Genomic DNA, 21,851 nt, shown 5'->3' on the forward strand with positions numbered 1-21,851 from the left:
TCATGAAATACGGTATTCTGATGTGACAAAACCTGAATCCTGGTCGTTAAAGTGTTTGTTTGCACTCATATTTTAACTGTTAGGACTCAGGTTTTTTTATTTAAAGCAAACTATGGGACAGCAGTGACCTTCGGGTGCTTTTTTTATTGTGGCCTTAACGCAGCCTAAGCTTATTTTGTAAAACAGGACTGCAAAGTAAAATCCCACAAAAAATCAGCCCTAATCCGAGCAGGCTATAGAGATCCGGAACTTCCTGCCAGAATAAATAGCCCCATAAGCCAGCGAAGAAAATCGCAATATAGTTCACTGGTCCAATCTGACCAGCAGGTGCCAATTTATAGGCATTGGATAGGAATAATTGACTGGTATTTGCTAATAAACCGGCTGCAATTAAATAACCGAGTTCAGTCAGGGTATAAGGACGCCAATGCCAGAACATTGGAATCATGGAAATCAGGGTGCCGATCAGACAGAAATAAAACACAATCCGTTCTGGCGGTTCGGTTTGGGTTAGAGCACGAACCGTAACAAAAGCCATAGCAGCCAGGAAGCTGGCACTCAAGCCAATCACAGACATCAGGTTAAATAAACCGGAATCAGGCTTGGCTACGCACAACACGCCAATAAAACCGATCGCAGCAGCCAGTAACATGCTCTGAGTGACTTTTTCTTTTAGAAACAGCCAAGCAATCAGCGGAATAAAAATTGGTGAGGAATAGGTAAAGACCATGGCATTGGAGAGCTTTAAATGTGCAATGGCATAGAAAAATCCATACATCGCCGTCAGACCTGCGACAGAGCGCCAGGTGTGCATCCAGAGTTTTTCAGTTTTAAAAAAACTAATGCCTTTATTGAAGATTAACGGCAGAAAGATAAACAGGCCGACAAAATTCCGGAAAAATACAACAGTGGCATTGTCAACGGTGTGTGAGGCAAAGCGGATACAGACGCCCATGACTGAAAACAAGAAGGCGGAACAGGTCAGAAAGACAATTGCCTTAACCAGATGCGAGGGAGAGGCTACACTCATGAGGGAACTTAGCTAGAAAATCTGTGGATATTCTAGCTGAAAATCCCTAACTCATTCCGACTATTGTGCCAGTTGTGCTTCGAGTAACTTGATTTGTTCCTCTTTGAGTTTAATCAGCTCATCCGCATCACTATGCTGTTGCTTCAGGCTTTTTTCCTGCTCATTGAGCTGTTGCTGAATATCTTCCAGTTTGGCAATTTCTTCTTTCGCCAAAGTGGCATTCTCAGTGACTTCTTCTCTTATAATAGAGGCATCGACCAGAACATTTTCAGAAGTAGGCACAATTTCTTCTGGTTCAGGTTCTGCTTTAGGTGCGGCTTGTGTCACCGGTGCATGCATCAAGTCACCCTGATGTGCTGGTAATGTTTCATTTTGCGTGAGAAAAAACTGTGTAATTATTAAAACAGCAATAATCACAACAATTAATCCACTCACTATTCCCCATAAAAGTTTAGGATTTTGTCGATGATCTAGAGTCATTTAGGTTCCCGAAATTATTCTTTTGGCTGACGGGGTTTAAACTGAATCACACCAATTTCATCCGGAACGGCTGGTGACTCAGGTTCCTCGATATGGGTAGGACGGTTTTCTTCATACCCACATTCGATACATTCAATCCATTCAGCTTCACCAGAGGTCAGCATAACGATCCGATCCAACGCCTGACATTTAGGACATTTTGCGCCTGCAATGAAACGACGTTTGATAGCCATCATACTCACCCTGTGATTTACTTAAAAACGTAGTTTAAGCGTTTTTAGAGCGGTTCGTCCAACCTTGATGACGTAACAAAGCATCTATTTTTGGCTCGCGTCCGCGGAAATTGATAAATGCGTCAAGTGCTGTATCTTTTCCGCCAACTGCTAGAATTTTTTGTCTAAACTGCTTTCCAGTTTCAGTATTAAAAATTCCTTCTTCTTCGAAGCGATCGAAGGCATCACTGGCCAAAACTTCTGCCCATTTATAAGAATAATAGCCCGCTGCATATCCACCCGCGAAGATATGACTGAAGCTGTGCTGGAACCGGTTATATGCTGTAGTAGGTAAAACAGCGTATTTTTCACGAATCTCGTTCAAGGTTGCCTGAATCTGTTCAGCATTCAATGCCGGATTGGCACGGTGAATGCTCAGGTCGAATAAAGCAAATTCCAGCTGACGCAAAGTTTGCATACCGGACTGGAAGAAACGGGCATCCAGTAAGGCTTTTAACAAGTCAGCAGGTAAGACTTCTTTGGTTTCGATATGTTCGCTGAGCAGGTTTAAACTGTCCTGATCCCAGGCCCAGAATTCCATAAACTGGCTTGGTAGTTCGACAGCATCCCAATCCACGCCATGTGTACCAGCCACGGCAATATTGTCCACTTCTGTCAGCATATGATGCAGACCGTGACCAAACTCATGAAACAGGGTAATCACTTCATCATGAGTCAGTAGTGCAGGGCGGTTACCCACAGGTGGAGTAAAGTTTGCTACCATATAACAGATTGGTTTTTGCAGGCCTTCAGCAATTTGCATGCGTGAACGGAAGCCGCTCATCCAGGCACCGCCACGTTTGCCCTGACGTGCATAGAGATCGAAATAGAAACCGCCAATCACTTCGCCCTGATCTTCCAGTTCAAAATAACGCGCATCTGGATGCCAAACAGGCGCTTCACGTTCAACCACCTGAATGTCATATAAACGTTTCAGGATACTGAACAGGCCTTGCAGAATTTTTGGAGCCGGGAAGTAGGGTTTTAGCGATTCCTGAGACAGATTAAACTGCTGCATTTTCAGCTTTTCAGAATAGTAACTGCTGTCCCAAGGCTTTAATTCTGTGATGCCATCTTTAGCAGCAATGGCTTTCAGTTCAGCCACTTCCTGTTTAGCAGGCGCACGGGCATGTTCCGCCAGATCACGCAGGAATTCATCAACAGCTTCGACATTTGGCGCCATTTTGCTGGCCAGTGAATATTCGGCATAGTTATTAAAGCCTAATAGTGCTGCCATTTCCTGACGTAATTTCAGGATTTCTTCCATGATGGCTGTATTGTCAAATTCAGTCTGTTCGGACTGATCTGACGCGCGTGTGGTATAGGCTTTATAGAGTTCTTCACGCAGGCCACGATCTTCGGCATGAGTCATAATTGCCAGATAAGACGGGAAATCTAAAGTGGCAACCGGCTGATCCAGTTCACGTTGCTGGCCATACTGTTTTAAGAGTTCAATATTACTTTCAGACAGCCCCGCTAATTCTTCTTCCTTAAGCGGTCTGAAATAAGCTTGAGTTGCATCCAGTACATGATTGGAGAAATCTGAGGAAAGTTGTGACAAACGTGCAGAAATTTCCGCATAGCGTTTTTTTGCTTCACCCTCTAGAGCTACGCCTGACAATTTAAAGTCACGTAGCGCCAGTTTAATTGCACTTTGCTGGGCTTCCGGTAGTTCATTGAAGACCGGTGCATCCTGTATATGTTGATAGGTTTGATATAGCGCTGTGTGCTGGCCTAGCTGCGTATAGTAATCACTTAGACCCGGTAATAATGCCTGATAAACATCACGGGTTTCACTATTATTCATGACTGCGTTGAGATGCGACAAAACACCCCAGGACTCGCTCATATTATTTTCTAGCGTATCAACCTGTTTCAGGACCGCAAGTTGTTCCTGGACAGTATCAGGTGTCTGGTTCAGTTCATTTAGAAATTGCAAACCTTGCTGAATGCAGTTTTCAATTTTTTGTTTAAGATCTGCCAGCGTAATCTGATCGAATTGTGGAACGGGTAAAGTTGCTTTTTCTAATGTCATGTCGTTTCTGCCGAAGTCATTTCCTGTGTTAAATCTAGATGTAGGGCTTATTGGCAGGGAAATCAAGCATACGACGGTATTATTTATTCGACTTCAGACTGGATCCTGATCTCTTCAATCTCATGCACAATGCTGCCTAAATTACTTGTTGTAAGCTTAAGCTGTAGTTCAACGGGTTTATTTTGATAAAGCAGAAACTCAGAAGCAGATAACTCCATAACCGGTAAATGTCTATATTCTGTATCAAAGGAATAGGAGATATGATTTCGAACACCTTTGAATTTCACAGCCTGAGTAATAATTGAAATACTGTTAGTTTCGCCTGTTAGCTTCGTATAAAGATAGGGTGGATACGTGGTCAAATTAAACCAAAGTACTGAGATCATGACCGAAGGAAAAATAAAAAGACTATAAAATTTGGGGCGCTTTCTGAAATTACGCCAATGATAAGGTGGAAACCATAAACCATGCTGTTTGAGTCTGAAAAAATACAGCAATATCCCAATACATATGACACAGCTTATAATCAATGCAAAATAATTCGTAAGTAGCGTTGCTACGAAATTAAAATACTTGAGTGCAATAAAGTCACTGAAGATCAAAATTGTAAAAATTAGAATCGCATAGATATGCAAATGTTGTTTATTATTTGATGCAATAAGCATGATATTTTTTTAATCTTTATTTAACTGAATTATAAAATAAAAAGAGCGCCGTAGCGCTCTTTTTATGATCATCAGAAATTATTCAGTCTTGGCTTTTGCATTCGACTTTTTCTTTTTGATCTTGGCTTTTTTCTTCACTTTATCTTTAGCCTTTGCTTCAGACTTTCCTGCAGATTTTTTAGCAGGCTTTTTGCTGTAGGAACTGGGCTTGGATTTGTCTTTTTTGCGTCGTATGGGCTGTTCTCCATCATCACTGGGCTGGGCTTTTTGCGCACGCTCATGATTATTGAAGACTTCCTCTTTTGCTTCCGGACGTGGTGCAGGTTTTTTTTCTGCGACACGTGGAGCACGGGCGCGAATTGGACGACCCGCATGAGTCAGTTGCTGGATCAATTCAAAGTCAATTTTGCGTTCTTCCAGATTGACTCCAGCGACCTTGATCTTCACTTCATCACCTAAACCGAAGATCTGACCACGGTTCTGGCCGACCAGACTCTGACTGCTTTGATCAAAGACAAAGAAGTCATCGCCCAACTGGCTAACATGCACCATACCATCGACATAGAGGTCTTTCAGCGTGACAAACAAACCAAATTCAGCCGTTGCACTGATAATACCAACAAACTCTTCACCAAGATGTTGCTGCATATAGTGACATTTCAGCCAGGTCGTTACAGAGCGGGAGGCTTCATCAGCACGGCGTTCTGTCGCTGAGAAATGCTCACCGGCATCATCTAAAGATGCACCTGAAATTGGATATGGCTTTTTACTCAAATGAGCTTTGATAGCACGATGTAATAACAGATCCGGATAACGGCGAATTGGAGAGGTGAAGTGTGTATACGCTTCATAGGCCAGACCAAAGTGGCCAGCATTGTCGGCACCGTAATAGGCTTGCATCATGGAACGTAATAACACGGCATGAATACTTGGCGCATCAATCCGGTCTTTGGTCGCTTCAATCACCGCTTGATAATCGGCTTGTGTTGGCTGTTCCGGGAATGGCAGACCCAGCAGCTTCACGAAATCACGAACTTTCTGGATACGTGAGAACTCAGGGGGTTGATGCACCCGGTACAGCATCGGTATTTCATTTTTCAATGCATATTCAGCTGCTGCAACGTTGGCTAGCAACATACATTCTTCAATCAGCTTATGCGCGTCATTGCGGGTACGTGGCAGAATCTCATTAATACCACCCAGCTCATCGAAAGTCATATAGGTTTCAATGGTTTCGAATTCCATCGCATTACGTTCAGCACGTAAGCCTTTTAGAATCTGATACAACTGGAACAGGGTATTTAGTGATTTACGTACACTACGATCTTCAGTGAGTGCTGTACTGTCACCTTCAAAATACTTCGCGACCTGATCATAGGTCAGACGTGCCTTGGAATGCATGACTGAAGGATAGAATTCATACCCAGTGACTCGGCCAGCACGTGACAGTTTCAGGTCACAGACCATGCACAGGCGATCGACATTCGGATTTAAAGAACACAGGCCATTAGAGAGTGCTTCAGGCAACATTGGTAAAACGAAGTGCGGGAAATACACGGAGGTTCCACGTTCTTGCGCTTCATCATCCAGTGGTTTGCCCGGACGTACATAATGACTCACGTCAGCAATCGCCACGACGACACGATAACCACCGCCCGGACGTTTTTCTGCATAGACCGCATCATCAAAGTCACGTGCATCTTCCCCGTCAATGGTGACAAGCGCTAAATCACGTAGATCGACACGGCCGTCACGGTCTTTGGCAGAAGACTCTTTAAAGCTTTCCGCTTCTTTCAAGACTTCTTCAGGGAATTCATATGGCAGGCCATATTCCAGAATCGTCTGTGGAATGATGATTTCGGTATCGGCTTTGTCTGCCATCGACTGCACAATATGGCCAGTCGCAAATTCTTCTTTGGTTGGGTAGGTATCAATTGCCACGCGGATTGAATCGCCGACTTTGACCTGGGCATGCTCGATCAGCTCTTTTTCTAGAGTAATAGGCTGATGTGCATTTGGATTAGCTGGCTGAACAAAATATTCGCCTTCATATTCAGACACTTTACCAATGATCTGTTTGACACGATGCTGCAAAACCTCGGTAATAAAGCCCCAAGCTTTACCTTTGCGGTCTACTGAGGTCTGACGGACTTTGACACGGTCACCGTTAAAGACCCGACGCAATTCACGTTCAGGTAAGAGCAGGTCATCTTCACCTGAAATATTGGCTGTGCCGCTTCCCTTGGAGTTGATATATACCGTTGCTTCATGCTCAGGCTGTTCCGCCGCGATCTGGAACTTGTAACCGTCTTTCATCAATTGCCCGTCACGTACCATCGCAATCAGACGATGGCTCAGGGCATCAATACTTTTTTGATCGGCAATTTCAAAATATTCCACCAGGTCGGCATGGGACAGGGCAGTTTTTTCTTCTATAGTTTCGAGAATCAGGGTACGGCTTGGAATAGGGTTGTCATAACGTTCGGCTTCAGCTTTTGCTTCAGGATCGACCCAATTTTTCATCATATCTTTAAAGTGTCCTTGGAGATAGGTTTAGCATAAGTCATGTCAGTGCAGACTGCACGTAAATGATTGCAATAATCTGTTTAAGTTTTCGATTTTTGGCTAATTTTAGATAACTGGAAATTTATCGGGTTTTTCAGGACTTAAATGACTAAAAACAGGGAAATTGTTTAAAAAGTATTTAAACGAGCAAAAATATGCAGTTTTTTTTCAAGCTGTGCTTGCAGTGCTATGCCGAAATTTGTATTATGGCGGCACGTTACGGTGAGATGGGTGAGTGGCTGAAACCACGTCCCTGCTAAGGACGCATACGGGTAACTGTATCGAGGGTTCGAATCCCTCTCTCACCGCCACTTTACTTATGTCGCGCTCATAGCTCAGCTGGATAGAGCACTTGGCTACGAACTAAGGGGTCGGGAGTTCGAATCTCTCTGAGCGCACCAATAAGTAAATCGGAAAATAACGTAGTCTAATAAAGACGACACAAGTTACGCGCTCATAGCTCAGCTGGATAGAGCACTTGGCTACGAACTAAGGGGTCGGGAGTTCGAATCTCTCTGAGCGCACCAACTTGAACAATGAACCGCACATGTTGCGGTTTTTTTGTGCCTAAAATTTACAGAATCCGCCTGAATCACATGCTAAAAATAAATCCTAGATGACTCAATAAAAATAAGGGCATTGTGATGAGAAAAATTATTGTCCAGGAATTTCTAACTCTAGACGGTGTAATGCAGGCACCCGGCGGCCCGGAAGAGGACACATCGGGTGGCTTTCAATATGGTGGCTGGGTGGCGCCGTATTTTAGTACTGAACCCGATGCAGTATTTGATCGCATCATGCAAAAATGGATGCAGTCCACCGATATTCTGATTGGTAAGAATACCTTTCAGATTTTTGAACCCTACTGACCGAAGCATGCTGAAGACTGGCCAGGAATTAATGAAGTGAATAAATATGTGCTATCCACCAGTTTGGATCACTCGGACTGGCAAAATACGATCTTTCTAAAAAGTATTGATGAGATCATTAACCTGAAGGCTTCAGGGGAGGGGAATATTCGAGTGTATGGCAGTGCCGCAGTGGCACAGGCCCTTTTTAAACATGATCTTGTGGATGAACTCTATTTAATGACCTTTCCTATAATATTGGGCAAAGGAAAACGTCTATTTGCTGAAGACTCTATGCCAGCAGCATTTGCACTGACAGATCATCAAGTGACTTCAAATGGCGTGGTATTGAGCTGTTATCAGCGGGCAGGCAAGGTTAAAACTGGTCTGGTTGGGGAATAGCTCTATTAGGCTGTGAGCAAATGAATATGAGGTAACTGAAAGATTAATTTAGCTAATCCTGAAATCTCGCCAAGTCTGGGTTATTGTTTTTAACTCTAAATCGGCAGGAATTTTCATTAAAAAAACTGAAATATTGCAGTATCGTTTAATTACTGTACGTTCGGTTGTGATTTTATTAAAAAACACTTAACAAGTGCTGAAAACTCTATATAATGCACCCCATCAAGACGTCGCGCTCATAGCTCAGCTGGATAGAGCACTTGGCTACGAACTAAGGGGTCGGGAGTTCGAATCTCTCTGAGCGCACCAATCTTGATAAAGAATTCTGAAAAAACCGCACATTGATGCGGTTTTTTTACATCTGTAGTTTTTTAATTTTTCATATAAAAAGCCAATAATTAGGAATGAACTTAAGATTTTAATTTCTGCTGTATTTTCAAGGCGTAGACCGTATTGCCACCAACAGCCGGCAACATGTCATGATAGGGAAGGCTACGCATAGCTTTCAGTAAGAATGGCGCCTGATCATGAATTTTCATGGAACTGGTGATCTGGAATAGCGTTCCCTGGGATTGTGGCAAAAGCTTCATTCCACCCCGTACAAATTTTAAATCTCCGCCATTGGCATAGAACTGGTTTTGTAAGGTATTTGGCTGTTCAAAACGCATTTTAAAATTAAAGGGAATCTGAATGACGCCCAAGCCAACTGATACCTTGTAGTTGGCATCAATACTTTGCGGGTTGACTGGGTTCAGTTCCACTTTTTTGATTTGTCGCGGAAAGAGTTTCTGGCTGGCCTGAGCCGATAACCAAGGCTGCAGCTTCTCAGTGGAATGCGAGAAATATTGATAGGTAGTACTGAATCTTAGATTTTCTGAACCTTTACCGGCCTTGACCTGATAATTGGGCAAAATAAAGCTGACAGGTTGTCCTGATTTCTGACTGAGCTGGGCAATTTTCTGAGTTTGCTGATTGCTGAGCTGAACCTGGGGCACTGCCGTATTTAAAATTGTAGCAGCAGGATATTTAAAACGCTGTTGTAAAGCTTCAAGCAGAAAGGCATTGGTGCCAGCAGGAATGCCGAGTTTGGCTTCCGGCAGGGCATTTAGAATCTTGCTAAACAGAAAACCTTGTGGCTGGTTCAGATCGCCCCATTGCGTCACCGTCACTAAGGTTTTATTGGGACCCAGTGCAAACCATTCCATTTTTCCGGCTCCATAGGGAATTGGCGCATCCAAAATTAGAGTGCTGATACTGTTATTTTCCAGATGATGCTGCATCACCACAGTTTCTTTAAAGTTTAAGACTGGAATTGGGGTGGGAATATGCACCTGATATTTGACTTGTTGAATGCTCCCTTGCTGCTCAATTACTTTGGCGGATTTTAGGGTCGGAAACAGGCCGACATAATTCGGATAATGTTGCAGTAATTTTTCGACTTGTGCTTCGGATGCAGGCAAGACTACAGCCGCACTATAAAACTGGGATTTGCTACTAGAAACCGTTTTAAAAGTCGGTAGATGGGTTTTGCTGGCAGGATGCGCATAAATCAGGATACGTTCGCCAGTGAGTTCAGCCAGTTGCTGAGAATTGCCTTGAAATACATCAAGACTGCTTGGCAGATTAGGGGTCCATGGCGTTATTTTTGCAAAAGCCGGTGAGATTGCACATAAGGTACTACTCATCAGCAGATAGGGGATTAATCCTTTCATCCAATATCCTGTTGTGTATTTTTTGTTTTAATCATGATTTATTTAAAACTAAATTCAGTTATTTCCAAAGCAAAGTTATGTAATTGATAGCATAAGCCATGAGTTTTAAGCATATTTTGATATAGTATGGATCAGGATTTTATATTTTTGATGTAATGCTATGACTGAGTCAGCACCGACTTTATCCACCCGTTATTATCTTACTTTAGAAGAATCTCAGGATGGATTTGCTCTGGCCACTTTTGGCAAAAAACAGATTTCACGCTTTCTGACGCCTTTGGTTAGCATCGGGATTATTATCTGGGGCTTCTCAATGGACCTGAATGGGGTTGGCCGTTATTATGTGGCATTGGGTGCCTTCTTCCTGATTTTACAGGGCATCATGCGCTACTGGTTCCTGCCGATGATGTTTAAGCGCCAGTTTGTAAAATATCAGTTTGGAAAAAGTGAACAAGGCATTGACCTGTTTCAGGACTATGCAGAAATTTTCAATAACGGACGTAGCAAGGTCGTGCATTATAATGAAGTACAAAGTTTTGCTATCGGCAAGCTGACCTATATGCTGGAACTGAAAAACCGTACAGTGGTGATTGTGCCAAAACGTGCCTTTAAAGATGGTACTGAGCAAAGCATTTTCGAAAATACCTTCAAGAAATAAGACAGATCAAGAACAGGAAAGAGATCATGAGTACACGCCCATCAAAAATTGTTTGTGTCGGTCGCAGTTATGCTGACCATGCCAAAGAGCTTGGAAATGCGGTACCTGATCGTCCTGTGTTGTTTATCAAGCCACCGAGTGCTTTGACTGCACTGGATGCTGGTATTGAATGGAATCCGGACTGGGGTAACTGTCATTATGAGTGTGAACTAAGTTTGCGTATTGACCGTACCTTAAGCAAGGAAAATGATCCTGCCAAAGTTTTGCAGGCAATTGGTGCTGTGACTTTAGGTCTGGATCTGACCTTGCGTGATCTACAAGATGACCTAAAGAAAAAAGGTCAACCTTGGGAACGGGCCAAAGCTTTTGACGGTTCTTGTGTACTTGCAGACTGGATACCGGTAGCCGATGTCATTACTGACTGGAAAGATGTGCATTATACGCTAGAGATCAATGATGAGCGGCGTCAAAAAGGCGATACAGCTTTATTGATTTTTGATATTGCAACTTTATTGGCCGACATCAGTCAAGTGTTCACACTGGAAGCAGGTGATGTGGTCATGACCGGTACACCAGCAGGAGTGGCAGCCTTACAATCGGGTGATCAGTTGAAAATGACCCTAAAAGGCCAAAATCAGGATTATGTTTGGACGACATTTGTAAAGTAAGACCGGATTTTTGAGATCAAGGAGCCGAAGGGCTCCTTTATTTTGTTTAGAAAAGTGTAATGAGCAAGGGATGATTTATCAGACTGATCAGGCACGGTTGCCATTCAGTTTCTAGATATAAATTGGATAGCGTCTAAATCGTTTTTTATGCATCACTCTTTTTGCCTGAATCCCCCCATCGTATGTCTATTTTGATGTTATATCTTCTACTTCTAACAGTTTTAGTATGTAGCGGCTCCAATCAAGAACGGGAATATATTTGAATCATCGTCAGGCACTAGATGTCAAAGCATCTGCCATCATGTTTGTACTGTGTATGTTGTGGGGTTTGCAGCAGGTCGTACTGAAGTGGGCGGCCAGTGATATTTCTGCCCTGATGCAAATTGCATTACGTTCAGCCTTATCTGCACTTATGGTTTATCCTTTAATTCAGCAGAGTGTACGCCGCCAGCTTTGGAGTGCACGATACTTATCTGCGGGTTTACTGGTTGGTGTGCTGTTTGCCGCTGAATTTTATCTGGTGGGTGAGGCGCTGCGTTATACCTCAGCTTCGCATACCATTGTCTTGCTCTATACTGCACCAATTTTTGTGGCTTTGGGCTTGCACTGGAAACTGCCGGCGGAACATTTGTCTCATGTGCAATGGGGAGGAATTTTTCTTGCCTTTAGTGGTATTGTGGTGAGTTTCCTGCTGCGCCCGCAGACAGGATCTGCTTTACAATCTCATGCCTTATGGGGAGATTTTCTGGCGCTACTGGCGGGCGTGTTCTGGGCAGCCACGACCGTGAGTGTACGTCTGAGCTCGCTGGCTGAAGCGCCTGCAACCCAGACCTTATTCTATCAATTGCTGATCGCTGGCATAGTGTTATTGCCTTTGTCCTTTTTGACTGGACAAGCCAGTATTCAATGGACAACTTTGTCGATTTCCAGCCTGATTTTTCATACGGTGGTGATTTCCTTTGCCAGTTATCTAATCTGGTTCTGGATGTTGAAACATTACCTGGCTTCACGCTTAGGAGTATTTTCTTTTTTAACCCCAGTATTTGGCATGCTGTTTGGCGTGTTAATTCTAAATGAGCATGTCGAGATCAATTTTATTGTCGGGACCTGTATGGTAATGCTGGGTGTAATTCTGGTGAGTTTACAGGGATGGTTAAAGAAGCCTGAGCCTCAGATCAAGACTCAAACCTCTATATAAAAATCCGGTCAATGAAAATAACGACACTTAGTTTTTGGATTATAGCTTTAATGACAGCAAGGATGATTATCTGCTGACAATTGATCCAATTCATTTAAAAAAATCCTCTCAAAAGAGAGGATTGAATTTATTTACTGCGGAACAGTTCTGATAATGGAAAACTGAGCTTTTCTTCCAGAAACTGATCAGTTTCATTCAGTTTAGGTGAGAACTTTTGCATCCAGAGATCATCAGTATGCACATCAGTCAGATGCTGTTTGCGCGGCAATGGATAAGGAAGCTGTAGATAAAAATTCCAGAAGCTGACCTGATCCAGATCGCGTACCAGCACATATTCATTGTCATCTGTACGTTTAATCAGATTCTGTTTTTCAAACATGCTGACATAGCTAGGCCAGCGTCCAATTTCATCCCGTCCCAAAACTTCTAGTGCCTGGGCTTCACTGACACTTTCACCAGTTTTCTGCTTTTTATAAAACAGTTCTAATAGATCCAGCAACATGACGATTGGATGGCGCTTATTGTCCTGTCCAGATTCGAATGCAGTCAGGGCATAGCTGATTTCCACGCCCAGCAATACAATAATCCAGGACAGATAAATCCAGAGCAGGAAAATAGGGACAGCTGCGAAAGCTCCGTAAACAATTTCATAACTGGTAAAGTTTGACATCAAAAAGCCGAACAGGTTTTTCAGAAGTTCGAAGACGATGGCACTAAACAGACCGGCAATAAAAGCTGATTTGAGCGGTACACTCCGATTGGGAATAGTCCAGTTCAGAATAAAAAAGCCAAGCACGGTCAGAGAAAAAGATATTACCCAGAGAATAAAGGCACCATCCAGTTCATAACCGGCAAAGTTATTACTGAGAATATTCATGGAGGCCAAAGTAGAAGAAATCACAAAGGCGCTGCCCAGCAAAATTGGACCAAGTGAAATTATGGTCCAGTAACGCATAAAACCGATAATGCCACCGCGGGTTTCAGTCACACGCCAGATCCGGTTAAAGACCGTTTCGATACTACTGAGCATCAGTACTGTTGTGATAAATAAGAAAAGAATACCGATAATAGTTAAATTGCTGGACTTCTCCGTGAAGGCATTGAGGGCTTTATCGAAAGCGATCGTTGTTTTAGGTAAAAAGTTACTATAGATCAGCTGTTGGAGCTGTTGTCGTGCCGGTTCCAATGCTCTGATTGAAGAGATAATGACCAGAAACACGGTCAGCATCGGGACTACAGCAAACAGGGTAGTATAGGTTAGTGAACCGGCCTGCTCACGACATCGGTCAGCCTCAAAACGCCGTAGTACAAATAAAATAAATTGAAACCAGTGCTTTTCATAAAAAGGTAACTTCTTTAAATATTCAACGATCATGCGCTTTCAATCTCAATTTTTTTATTCATCATGAATTTTCATTCTTCAGCTTACCCAAAAAAGTTGCGAAATACCGTATAGTTTTATTTTTTTAAGTAATGAATAAGAACTTTATGCAACCTTATGTCCTTGTTTTATATTACAGCAAATATGGCTCAACCAAAGAAATGGCACATCTGATTGCGAATGGTGTTGAAGCAGCAGGAATGGCTGTAAAAATTCGTACTGTTCCAAATATTGCGACCGTAGTGAAAGAAGCAGAGCCGAGTATTCCGGCAGAAGGTGATATCTACTGTACTTTAGATGATCTTGCCCAGTGTGCTGCTTTGGCATTAGGTTCACCCACCCGCTTTGGGAATATGGCTTCAGAAATGAAATACTTCTGGGATCAGACCACCAGTTTATGGCTGAATGGTGCTTTGCATGGTAAGCCAGCCTGTGTTTTTACCGCGTCAGGCTCAATGCATGGCGGACAGGAAAGTACTTTACTGACGATGCTACCGCCATTGTTTCATCATGGCATGATGATCATGGGATTAAGCAATGCGACACCAGCTTTGTCTAATACTAAAAGTGGTGGCACGCCTTATGGCGCAAGTCATGTGAGTGGCCCACGACATGACCAAGGCTTAAGCCAGGATGAGAAAATTTTGTGTGAAGTACAGGGTAAACGTCTGGCCGAAGTTGCTTTAAAACTCTATCAGGCTTAAGAAATTAATTAAAAAAGGAAATGAAGAATCAGCTTCATTTCCTTGATTTTATTAATCTTCTTTTTGATCTTTTTGATCTTTTTGATCTTTTTGATCTTTTTGATCTTTTTGATCTTTTTGATCTTTTTGATCTTTTTGATCTTTTTGACTGAATCTGTGTTTGCAATTCAGACACTGATAATCCAGAAACAGATTACGATCTACTGAAACGCCTGCTTTTTTACCTAAGAAGTTTCCGACCACGCCCCCAGTAATGCCTACGCTGATTGCGCCTACGAAGGTTCCCACCGTGCCGCCTACAATTACCCCTAAAGGACCTGCGACTGTACCAATGGCAGCGCCAATTGAAGCGCCAGAGGCTGCGCCACCCACTGTACCGGCCGTGGCGCCGGCTGAGGTCATTAAAATACCACCAATTTTTTTCAGATTCTTTTCGTGATCGCGTAGCTCAATTTCCGTTGAACCACATTTAGGACATTGCATAGGATTTTCCATCAGCGATTAGTATTTATTCATTTTAAGCAAATGTGTGATATGGAACCTTACTTAGACAAGTAATTATTCAGCACATCCGGCTCAACAGCATGTAGGTTCTGAATATTGAAGTCAGGAACATTTCATACCAATTTGATTCTAGTGGAATTTTATTCAGAGAAGTTTAGCTGAGTTGTAAATACATGCATTTTCCACTAAGAAACCGGTGAAACTGGTACAAGGACCTCCTATTACCGATATTTTTACCCCTTTTGATATGGCTTTATCCTGTTTAAAAGGGCAATTACGTAATGATGTCAGCTTCTCTGTGGGTGCGATTCTGGATCAAACCGGTAAAGATGTGGTGACCAATGGAGGTAGTGGGAAAATGGTCACTCAAGGCGCTGGAGATATGGTGCAGTCTGCTTTATTTCAGGCGGGAGTCAACTTAATGAACCGACGTGATCCCCGAATTATTGAAAGTGAAGCCAAGTGGGGGATTCGGGATCCAAGACAGATTCAGGCCTCTGATTATTATGTGACTGGCAGTATTAACAGTCTGGATTTTATTCCGGGGGGTGGATTTGATATGCAGATTGCGGGTGTTGGCCCGAACTACAGTCAAACCCGTATTATGGTTGGTCTGGATTTATCTCTTACCGATACACGTACGAGTAAAGTCGTTGCGAATGTATCGCTGCAAAAGCAGATTGCTGCACAGGATTATGGTGTCAGTGCCGGGCGGTTTACTGGACGTACCTTGTTAAATGTTCAAATCGGTAAAGGAGAACGTGAGGCGACTAATTTTGCTTTACGGCAAATGTTGAATCTGGCCACTTTTGAATTACTCAGTCAGGTTGTCCCACCTCCAGTCTTTGCAGGTTGTCGTGCACAAATACCACCTGAATATGGTCAGCTCAATCTGACACGAAGTTCTGTGGCTTTGCATAAGTACAAAAAAAGTCAGGAGCAAAATAGTATAGCGTCCAGTACTGCTGTTCAGGAGTCAGCTGCAACAGAATCTTCTTCATCCAATGAAAAAAATAAATCGACCAATTCACCGAGTAAGGATACGAAGCCACCTAAAAACAAAGAATCCGAAGTGATTCAGAATCCTGAAGCAGATCCTGAAATGAGTAAACAAGATTTAATTAAATATATCAGTAAGAAAAAAGCTTCGTCTTCTTCAGGTGTAATAAAGAACAAAAAAGATTCGCAAGAAATGAATTCTAAAGAAAAAGAAGAGGAGAAAGTATCCATGTTGTGGGATGCCAATCCTGAAGTTATAGAAAATTACTGGTCAAGTTCTCAGCGTGATTAATTGACCAGTAAAAATGGGCTCGCTCCCATTATGAGAAAGAAATACTGAGCGAGAAATATTTCAAAGCTAAAAAAGGAAAAACAACGATGAAAAACACGATCAAAACAATCGCTTTATCCGTCGCTTTCCTGTCTGGTGCAGGTATGGCATATGCTCAAGATAATGAAACACCAACTGAAGTAACCGTAGATACTGGTTTACAAGCGACCCTGGAGTCGATCTCTCAGCAGGTGGAAAATGGTTCTGCCTTGAATCTTGCAGTAAATACAGGTGATGTTGATGCCAGCGTCGATTTACAAGCATTAGGAGAGGTATCAAGAGAAGCACAGGATGCAATTAGTTCAATTGAAGGTACGATTGAAACTACAGCAATTGGCGCCGCGAATACAGGTAGTATTACACTAGAGCAAGGCAGCTTTAATAGCGTGATATCAGACGTATCAGATGAGACATATAACTATGACTTCAGTGAAGTTACCAGTGCAACTAATAACTCAGAAACTGTAGAAGAGCTCTCAGAGGTTGCTGATAGTTCAGACATCTCAGAAGTAGTGAGTACTACACTGGCGACCAACTACAGTGAGCAAATCAATGAAACTTTAAGTAATTATAGTGCAGCAAATATTGCTTACAATGCAGGTACCATTGATGCATCTGTAAGTGCAATTGCAGAAGGAACTCAAACTGCTGTTAACAACAGCATCACAACTACCGCCATTGGTGCTGTCAACAGCGGTAGTATTACTGTGACTGTCAAATAGTTTATTGTTGAAAATAAACCAAGGGCCTAACTATTGGCAGATAGTTAGGCCTCTTATCTTATAATAATATCAGCTTAAATTGTTGTTATTTGTCGGATAATAAATTCTTGAAGCTTTAGCTGTTTAAAAATTTCATAAGAAAAAGTCGGAGTACAATTATTTACGTGCAGTCGAAAATAGATAGTTTTATAGCTATGTTTTAGTTATTCCTAGCTAACAGAAATTAAAAAAATCCAATAAAAAAGAGTGCCGAAGCACCCTTTAAAATATTCATTTGTAAATTTAATCTCGAACAAATTCGACAGTACCATTTGCCAAAGATTTCACACGCGCTAATGATTCAACGCGGTAACCTTTTTCAAGTAACAAGTCACGGCCTGGCTGGAATGATTTTTCAATTACAATTCCGATCCCGACCACTTCAGCATTTGCCTGATGAATCAAGTCAGCAAGACCCAGTGCTGCCTGACCATTTGCCAGGAAGTCATCGATCACTAAAACTTTATCAGTTGAGCTGATGTGTTTATTTGAAATGGCAATCGTGCTTTCAGTCTGTTTGGTAAATGAAAATACTTTAGAACGGTATAAATCATCTTTTAACGTGAGAGACTGGTATTTGCGTGCAAAAATCACTGGAACACCAAGCTCTAAGCCTGCCATGACTGCAGGTGCAATACCCGACGCTTCAATGGTAATAATTTTGGTAATACCAGCATCTTTAAACAGACGCGCAAATTCCTGACCAATTTGCTGCATCATGATTGGATCAATTTGGTGATTTAAGAAAGAATCAACTTTCAAAACTTCTTCAGATAGAACGATACCTTCGGCTAAGATTTTCTGTTCTAGTGCGTGCACGGGAGAATCCTCAAGAGCAGGTGCTTTTTAAAGCAAAAGCGTATTGTAAAAAGCACCCAAAAAAAATCAAGCGAAATTCACCAAAAAACCTTAGTTCGTTTTACCGTTATAGCTGGTCAGCAATAAACCGTAAGAGGTTTTCTTGTCGACATGCGATACTTTGACTGGTAAGTAGTCCAGTTTCGGTGCTAACCAGAAAGTAGTTTCACGGCCTGGTTTGTTGTGCTTGATCACTACTTTAATGGTACTAAATGAACCATATTTGGTGCTCACCGTTTCTGTACCTTGTTTGACAAATTTACGGCCTTCCACTTCTTTGGCATCAGCAATGTAGTAATTCGATTTTAAACCACCATTTTTCAGGTCTTCACGAATCTGCAATTCAGCATTTAGCTCATCCAGTACATCTGCTCTCCAGGCAAAAGAACGTTTTTCATCATCTTTCTTGGTGCTGATTGTTTTGCTAGATGGATTGAAGTTGATACTCATGGTGTTGCTATGCACCAAAATCTTACTGGTACGGCTGAAACTGCTTGAACCAATCTTGCCATTATTAAAAGTAAAACGGCTGGTTTCAGTCGCTGAAGCAACGCCACCCGCTTTGGCTGCAAAAACATAGGTCCAGTTATTACCAGATTTGCTCAAGGTACGGGTAGCAGAACCCATATTTTTTCCATTGTAGCTAAACTGATAATTGGCTTGGAAAGGCGCCATGGCGAAGGTCTGGGTGGATAAACCAGTAAGTACCATTGCGGTAGTCAAGCCTGCAGTCACCCCTAAAGTTTTGAATACAGTTTTCGCCATAAAGAATTGTCCTGTGTAATTTCAGATAAAATTGATCACTTTCCACTTTTTATTATTTGGTCAAAATGTGGAAAATGAAGGGAGATTTTCAATAAAAATGTATATTTCATGTAGTTACTGGTGTGTTTGTTTAGGTATTGAATTACACACAGTTTAAGTCGGTTCTTTCTGTTTGATCGGTGTGACTTTATTGTCATCCATGTCGTCTTCGTCCCATTTCTCTTCTTTTTCCTGAGAAAGCTTTCTGAACAGGGCTGCAAGATTCACATTACCAATTACGACGAGCTCAGCTTCACGAAGTACTGCATGGTTCACATGAACCTTACCAAGCGTCTCAATCACCGAGCGGTTTTTACCTAACCAGCGGTTTAAATCCAGATGCAATAAATCATCTTTTACTTTAATGACGCCGAGTTTTTCCAGAATCATGCCAAGAGGGTCCTTATTCAGCACGCGCTGATAGAAAAACAGGGCGAATCGTACCCCCAGTTTATAAAAGACATTTGGGTATTTGGCTTCAATCAACTGGGTATCACTGATCTGTTCAAATACAATGAGCTGCGTATTCTTATTCAGCTCCATTTGCACCAGTTTTAAATCAACCGATAAGGTCACGTTCAGACCTTTATAGTCCAGTGTGGCATAGAGTCGTAACCAGTCATCATGCAGATCGGCATGCAGATCTTTCAGCATGGAAACATTGTCAGTGACAAAACGTTGAAATGTCGCATTCAGGAAAACTTGAGACAAAGGAAATTCGCGTTCATCCTCAATAAATCCTTCCGCCTTTTGATATACCTGGCGAATTTTATTAGAAATATTGGAAATTAGCGTTTGCATCTTTAAGCGTCCTGGCAACTATATGTTTTAATTCGAAGTGTATCTTGTCGAATTGTATAAAAAATACAAGAGTTTCAGCTTGCAGTTTAGCAAAATAAATAGCACCATTTTTAGGGTTTTAGTTATGTAACGTTGAAGATTTGATGGGTTTGGCATTTTTAAAAGAAAAATGCAAAGCCGTTTATTTTTTAATTTTAAAAATGCTGTTTGGGGGATGGACTCAAGTCTGGGTTCGTAGCGATGAGATCAACCATGATATTAATGCCTCTGGTCAAAGCCTGGTGGAAAGATCCAATTTTTAATAGCGCCGTATTTGCAGCTGTTATTTTGCACGTGATTTTTCTCACGCTGGAATTTGGTATGCCACAAGATCAGGAGAGCATGACTAAAGAGATTGCGGTCAGTATTCGTCAAACTGATGAAAAAATTGAGCATGCAGATTTTCTGGCTCAAACTGATCAGCAAGGTTCAGGCAAATTTCGTGAAGCACATCGTATGTCGAGCGATATGCCTGCACCGTTGATGGAGCAAAAGACCGGAGAAGAGCAGCAAGAAAGTCCGGACATGTTGCAACAGCAGCGTGAATTAAGCTTTGAAGAAAAAGTGCTGATGACGACTTTAAGCTGGCAAAAACAGGCGGAAGAAAATCAGCGCAAAAAACTGCAGGAACAGTTACAAAGTCAGTTCCAGGCCAAAGCCGCTATGGTAGCCAGTCTGGAAGCCCAATATCTGCAACGACAACAAAACTTCAGTCGTCAGCAAAAAATTAAAACCGTAGATGGCATCCAGTCCAAACAGGATGTTTCTGCGGCTTATCTGGAAAAATTCCGTCAAAAAGTAGAGTTCTATGGTAACCGCTATTATCCAGACGCGGCTAAACAGCAGAATCTGGCAGGAGAGGTGCGCTTGATGGTGATCCTGAACCAGAACGGCGGAATCCGTGCAATTCGCTTAATTGACAGTTCAGGGCATAGTTTGCTAGATGAAGCTGCAAAATCTTCAGTACGCAAGGCAGCACCGTTCGGAGCATTTGATGCCAAGATGTCGGATATTTCCGAGTTACGAATCATTCGAACCTGGCGTTTTGATCCGGCTGAAGCAGAATTTGAGGTGCGTTAATCTGGACGCTTCGCCTGTATATAACTACCTTGCTGAGTTCCATCATCCCAAACCACATTTAAATGGTTTTCATCTATGGCTAGATATTTGGGAAATATCATCAAGTCCTGGTACTTTGGATCTGCTTTTAAGCCAATACACTCTTTATTTTGCCACCATGTTCCTTCGGCAAATTGATCTAGAGCACCATAGGCCAGATACCATTTAAAGGTGCCATCTGCTTGTAACAGCAACTCCGAACCTAATTCCATAACTCCGTTTAAATAATAATGGCCTGCCCATGAGCTTTGGTTCTGTTGAAATTTAATTTTTGGGCACATGGGAATTGAGTGGGCATAAAGTGATGAACACAGCCAGGGAGAGAAAATAAGTAATGCAGTCGAGAACAATCTTTTCATTACGTTCTCCTAAAATTTTTGAAGCACAGTTCTTTGTTAAAGTTCATTATGTGCTTATGTATTTCTGGAAGAAATCATGAATGCGTAAGCAGATATTTTTTTAAAACTCTGTATCTAAGAACAGATCAAGAAAAAAATAAATAAGGATCGATGAGTATTTAATTTAACTGTGCATCATAGCGCCGTAAAACTTCACAGACTTCCACGCTGAAATATGTATACCAGCTATATTTTCCTAGCTCTTGAGCGGCCTGATGTTCAGCATCTTCATGCCAGGCGCGAATATCATGAAGACTGTTCCAGTAAGAAAGCGCAATTTCCTGAGTACCTTCGGTTAAGGCTTCAAAATACTGGCACTGAAATTGTGAAAGGGCTCTTTCTCTCATTCGCTGGGCTGTTTCAAAATAACACTGATCTAATTCTTTAATTTGCGCTTTGAAAATCACGACATATTGCATGAAGGTTTTTATTTTATTTCTTAAATTGAGCTTATTATGAAGTGAATAAAATGAAAAAAGCGAGCCTTGGCCCCATTGCTGTCCCACAATTTTTCACAAGAGGAAGCTCAAATGAGCTTCCTCTTGTTTTATGGGTATTTTATCGGGTGAAAATAAAGCTTTTAAAGTTCTTCTTTCAAACAAATTCACTTGAATTATTC

19 protein-coding genes, 4 tRNA genes and 2 pseudogenes are annotated in these 21,851 nt (G+C 42.0%); 12 read left to right on the plus strand and 13 right to left on the minus strand.

From position 1 onward, the window contains the following. Positions 1 to 154: 154 nt before the first annotated feature. From FTV25_RS14595 to rnr, 5 genes are all read right to left on the minus strand, one after another. A complete protein-coding gene (locus FTV25_RS14595; RefSeq protein WP_179992774.1) occupies positions 155 to 1,030 on the minus strand; it encodes a DMT family transporter in 876 nt (291 codons plus the stop codon). 60 nt (positions 1,031 to 1,090) lie between these two features. Then, positions 1,091 to 1,510, minus strand: coding sequence for a hypothetical protein (locus FTV25_RS14600; RefSeq protein WP_034169654.1), 420 nt, complete (start codon positions 1,508 to 1,510; stop codon positions 1,091 to 1,093). Positions 1,511 to 1,524: 14 nt separating this feature from the next. Continuing rightward, complete coding sequence (locus FTV25_RS14605; protein WP_171064841.1) at positions 1,525 to 1,737, minus strand: YheV family putative zinc ribbon protein; 213 nt, start codon at positions 1,735 to 1,737, stop codon at positions 1,525 to 1,527. A gap of 40 nt (positions 1,738 to 1,777) precedes the next feature. After that, the gene (locus FTV25_RS14610) at positions 1,778 to 3,817 is read right to left on the minus strand and encodes a M3 family metallopeptidase (RefSeq protein ID WP_180004378.1); all 2,040 of its coding nucleotides are present in this window, start codon (positions 3,815 to 3,817) and stop codon (positions 1,778 to 1,780) included. Positions 3,818 to 4,560: 743 nt separating this feature from the next. Continuing rightward, on the minus strand, positions 4,561 to 7,008 hold the full coding sequence (rnr, locus tag FTV25_RS14615) for a ribonuclease R (RefSeq protein ID WP_180004379.1): 2,448 nt from the start codon (positions 7,006 to 7,008) through the stop codon (positions 4,561 to 4,563). A 260-nt stretch (positions 7,009 to 7,268) separates the two neighbouring features. On the opposite strand from rnr, the gene FTV25_RS14620 reads away from it, so the two are divergent. The 5 genes and pseudogenes from FTV25_RS14620 to FTV25_RS14640 all read left to right on the plus strand — a co-directional run bounded on the left by FTV25_RS14620 (position 7,269) and on the right by FTV25_RS14640 (position 8,606). Continuing rightward, positions 7,269 to 7,358: transfer RNA gene (locus FTV25_RS14620), tRNA-Ser, on the plus strand. Positions 7,359 to 7,371: 13 nt separating this feature from the next. Further along, a tRNA-Arg gene (locus tag FTV25_RS14625) sits at positions 7,372 to 7,448 on the plus strand. 49 nt (positions 7,449 to 7,497) lie between these two features. Further along, positions 7,498 to 7,574, plus strand: a tRNA-Arg gene (locus FTV25_RS14630). Positions 7,575 to 7,691: 117 nt separating this feature from the next. After that, a pseudogene (locus FTV25_RS14635) lies at positions 7,692 to 8,297 on the plus strand (dihydrofolate reductase family protein). Between the two features lie 232 nt (positions 8,298 to 8,529). Further along, positions 8,530 to 8,606: transfer RNA gene (locus FTV25_RS14640), tRNA-Arg, on the plus strand. A 101-nt stretch (positions 8,607 to 8,707) separates the two neighbouring features. Here the strand turns inward: FTV25_RS14640 and FTV25_RS14645 are convergent. After that, complete coding sequence (locus tag FTV25_RS14645) at positions 8,708 to 10,009, minus strand: SRPBCC family protein (protein ID WP_180004381.1); 1,302 nt, start codon at positions 10,007 to 10,009, stop codon at positions 8,708 to 8,710. 160 nt (positions 10,010 to 10,169) lie between these two features. Here FTV25_RS14645 and FTV25_RS14650 point away from each other — a divergent pair, with 160 nt between their 5' ends. From FTV25_RS14650 to FTV25_RS14660, 3 genes are all read left to right on the plus strand, one after another. Continuing rightward, positions 10,170 to 10,667 carry a YcxB family protein gene (locus FTV25_RS14650; RefSeq protein WP_180004383.1) on the plus strand — a complete coding sequence of 166 codons (498 nt, stop codon included), beginning with the start codon at positions 10,170 to 10,172 and terminating at the stop codon, positions 10,665 to 10,667. A gap of 26 nt (positions 10,668 to 10,693) precedes the next feature. Next, complete coding sequence (locus FTV25_RS14655) at positions 10,694 to 11,335, plus strand: fumarylacetoacetate hydrolase family protein (RefSeq protein ID WP_179992780.1); 642 nt, start codon at positions 10,694 to 10,696, stop codon at positions 11,333 to 11,335. A gap of 259 nt (positions 11,336 to 11,594) precedes the next feature. After that, positions 11,595 to 12,533, plus strand: a complete 939-nt coding sequence (locus FTV25_RS14660) for a DMT family transporter (RefSeq protein WP_180004385.1) — start codon at positions 11,595 to 11,597, stop codon at positions 12,531 to 12,533. Between the two features lie 127 nt (positions 12,534 to 12,660). On the opposite strand, the gene FTV25_RS14665 is transcribed toward FTV25_RS14660, so the two are convergent. Continuing rightward, entirely contained in the window at positions 12,661 to 13,908 is a 1,248-nt protein-coding gene (locus tag FTV25_RS14665) for a YihY family inner membrane protein (protein WP_159122614.1), read from the minus strand. Positions 13,909 to 14,021: 113 nt separating this feature from the next. On the opposite strand from FTV25_RS14665, the gene wrbA reads away from it, so the two are divergent. Beyond that, a complete protein-coding gene (gene wrbA, locus FTV25_RS14670; protein ID WP_166135591.1) occupies positions 14,022 to 14,618 on the plus strand; it encodes an NAD(P)H:quinone oxidoreductase in 597 nt (198 codons plus the stop codon). A 51-nt stretch (positions 14,619 to 14,669) separates the two neighbouring features. Here wrbA and FTV25_RS14675 read toward each other — a convergent pair whose 3' ends face one another. Continuing rightward, positions 14,670 to 15,113: a hypothetical protein gene (locus tag FTV25_RS14675; protein WP_179992782.1), complete on the minus strand. Its 444-nt coding sequence runs from the start codon at positions 15,111 to 15,113 to the stop codon at positions 14,670 to 14,672. A 190-nt stretch (positions 15,114 to 15,303) separates the two neighbouring features. On the opposite strand from FTV25_RS14675, the pseudogene FTV25_RS14680 reads away from it, so the two are divergent. Together FTV25_RS14680 and FTV25_RS14685 are read left to right on the plus strand one after the other, a co-directional pair. Then, positions 15,304 to 16,413 (plus strand): annotated as a pseudogene (locus tag FTV25_RS14680) (CsgG/HfaB family protein); the annotation flags it as partial. A gap of 86 nt (positions 16,414 to 16,499) precedes the next feature. After that, complete coding sequence (locus FTV25_RS14685; RefSeq protein WP_180004388.1) at positions 16,500 to 17,174, plus strand: hypothetical protein; 675 nt, start codon at positions 16,500 to 16,502, stop codon at positions 17,172 to 17,174. A gap of 282 nt (positions 17,175 to 17,456) precedes the next feature. On the opposite strand, the gene FTV25_RS14690 is transcribed toward FTV25_RS14685, so the two are convergent. The 3 genes from FTV25_RS14690 to FTV25_RS14700 form a co-directional block, all read right to left on the minus strand. Beyond that, positions 17,457 to 18,032, minus strand: a complete 576-nt coding sequence (locus FTV25_RS14690; protein WP_005233791.1) for a xanthine phosphoribosyltransferase — start codon at positions 18,030 to 18,032, stop codon at positions 17,457 to 17,459. Positions 18,033 to 18,122: 90 nt separating this feature from the next. Next, positions 18,123 to 18,782, minus strand: coding sequence for a DUF3108 domain-containing protein (locus tag FTV25_RS14695; protein WP_373683638.1), 660 nt, complete (start codon positions 18,780 to 18,782; stop codon positions 18,123 to 18,125). Positions 18,783 to 18,989: 207 nt separating this feature from the next. Then, positions 18,990 to 19,676, minus strand: a complete 687-nt coding sequence (locus tag FTV25_RS14700) for a hypothetical protein (protein ID WP_180004390.1) — start codon at positions 19,674 to 19,676, stop codon at positions 18,990 to 18,992. Between the two features lie 261 nt (positions 19,677 to 19,937). On the opposite strand from FTV25_RS14700, the gene FTV25_RS14705 reads away from it, so the two are divergent. Further along, on the plus strand, positions 19,938 to 20,795 hold the full coding sequence (locus FTV25_RS14705) for an energy transducer TonB (protein ID WP_180004392.1): 858 nt from the start codon (positions 19,938 to 19,940) through the stop codon (positions 20,793 to 20,795). Here the strand turns inward: FTV25_RS14705 and FTV25_RS14710 are convergent. Continuing rightward, on the minus strand, positions 20,792 to 21,193 hold the full coding sequence (locus FTV25_RS14710) for a hypothetical protein (protein WP_104425710.1): 402 nt from the start codon (positions 21,191 to 21,193) through the stop codon (positions 20,792 to 20,794). The two genes, FTV25_RS14705 and FTV25_RS14710, sit on opposite strands and share 4 nt — an antisense overlap. Positions 21,194 to 21,351: 158 nt before the next feature. Then, a complete protein-coding gene (locus tag FTV25_RS14715) occupies positions 21,352 to 21,651 on the minus strand; it encodes an antibiotic biosynthesis monooxygenase (protein WP_180004393.1) in 300 nt (99 codons plus the stop codon). Between the last annotated feature and the right edge of the window lie 200 nt (positions 21,652 to 21,851).

Origin of the sequence: Acinetobacter sp. YH12249 (genome assembly GCF_013417475.1) — a bacterium.
Taxonomy (GTDB): Bacteria; Pseudomonadota; Gammaproteobacteria; order Pseudomonadales; family Moraxellaceae; genus Acinetobacter.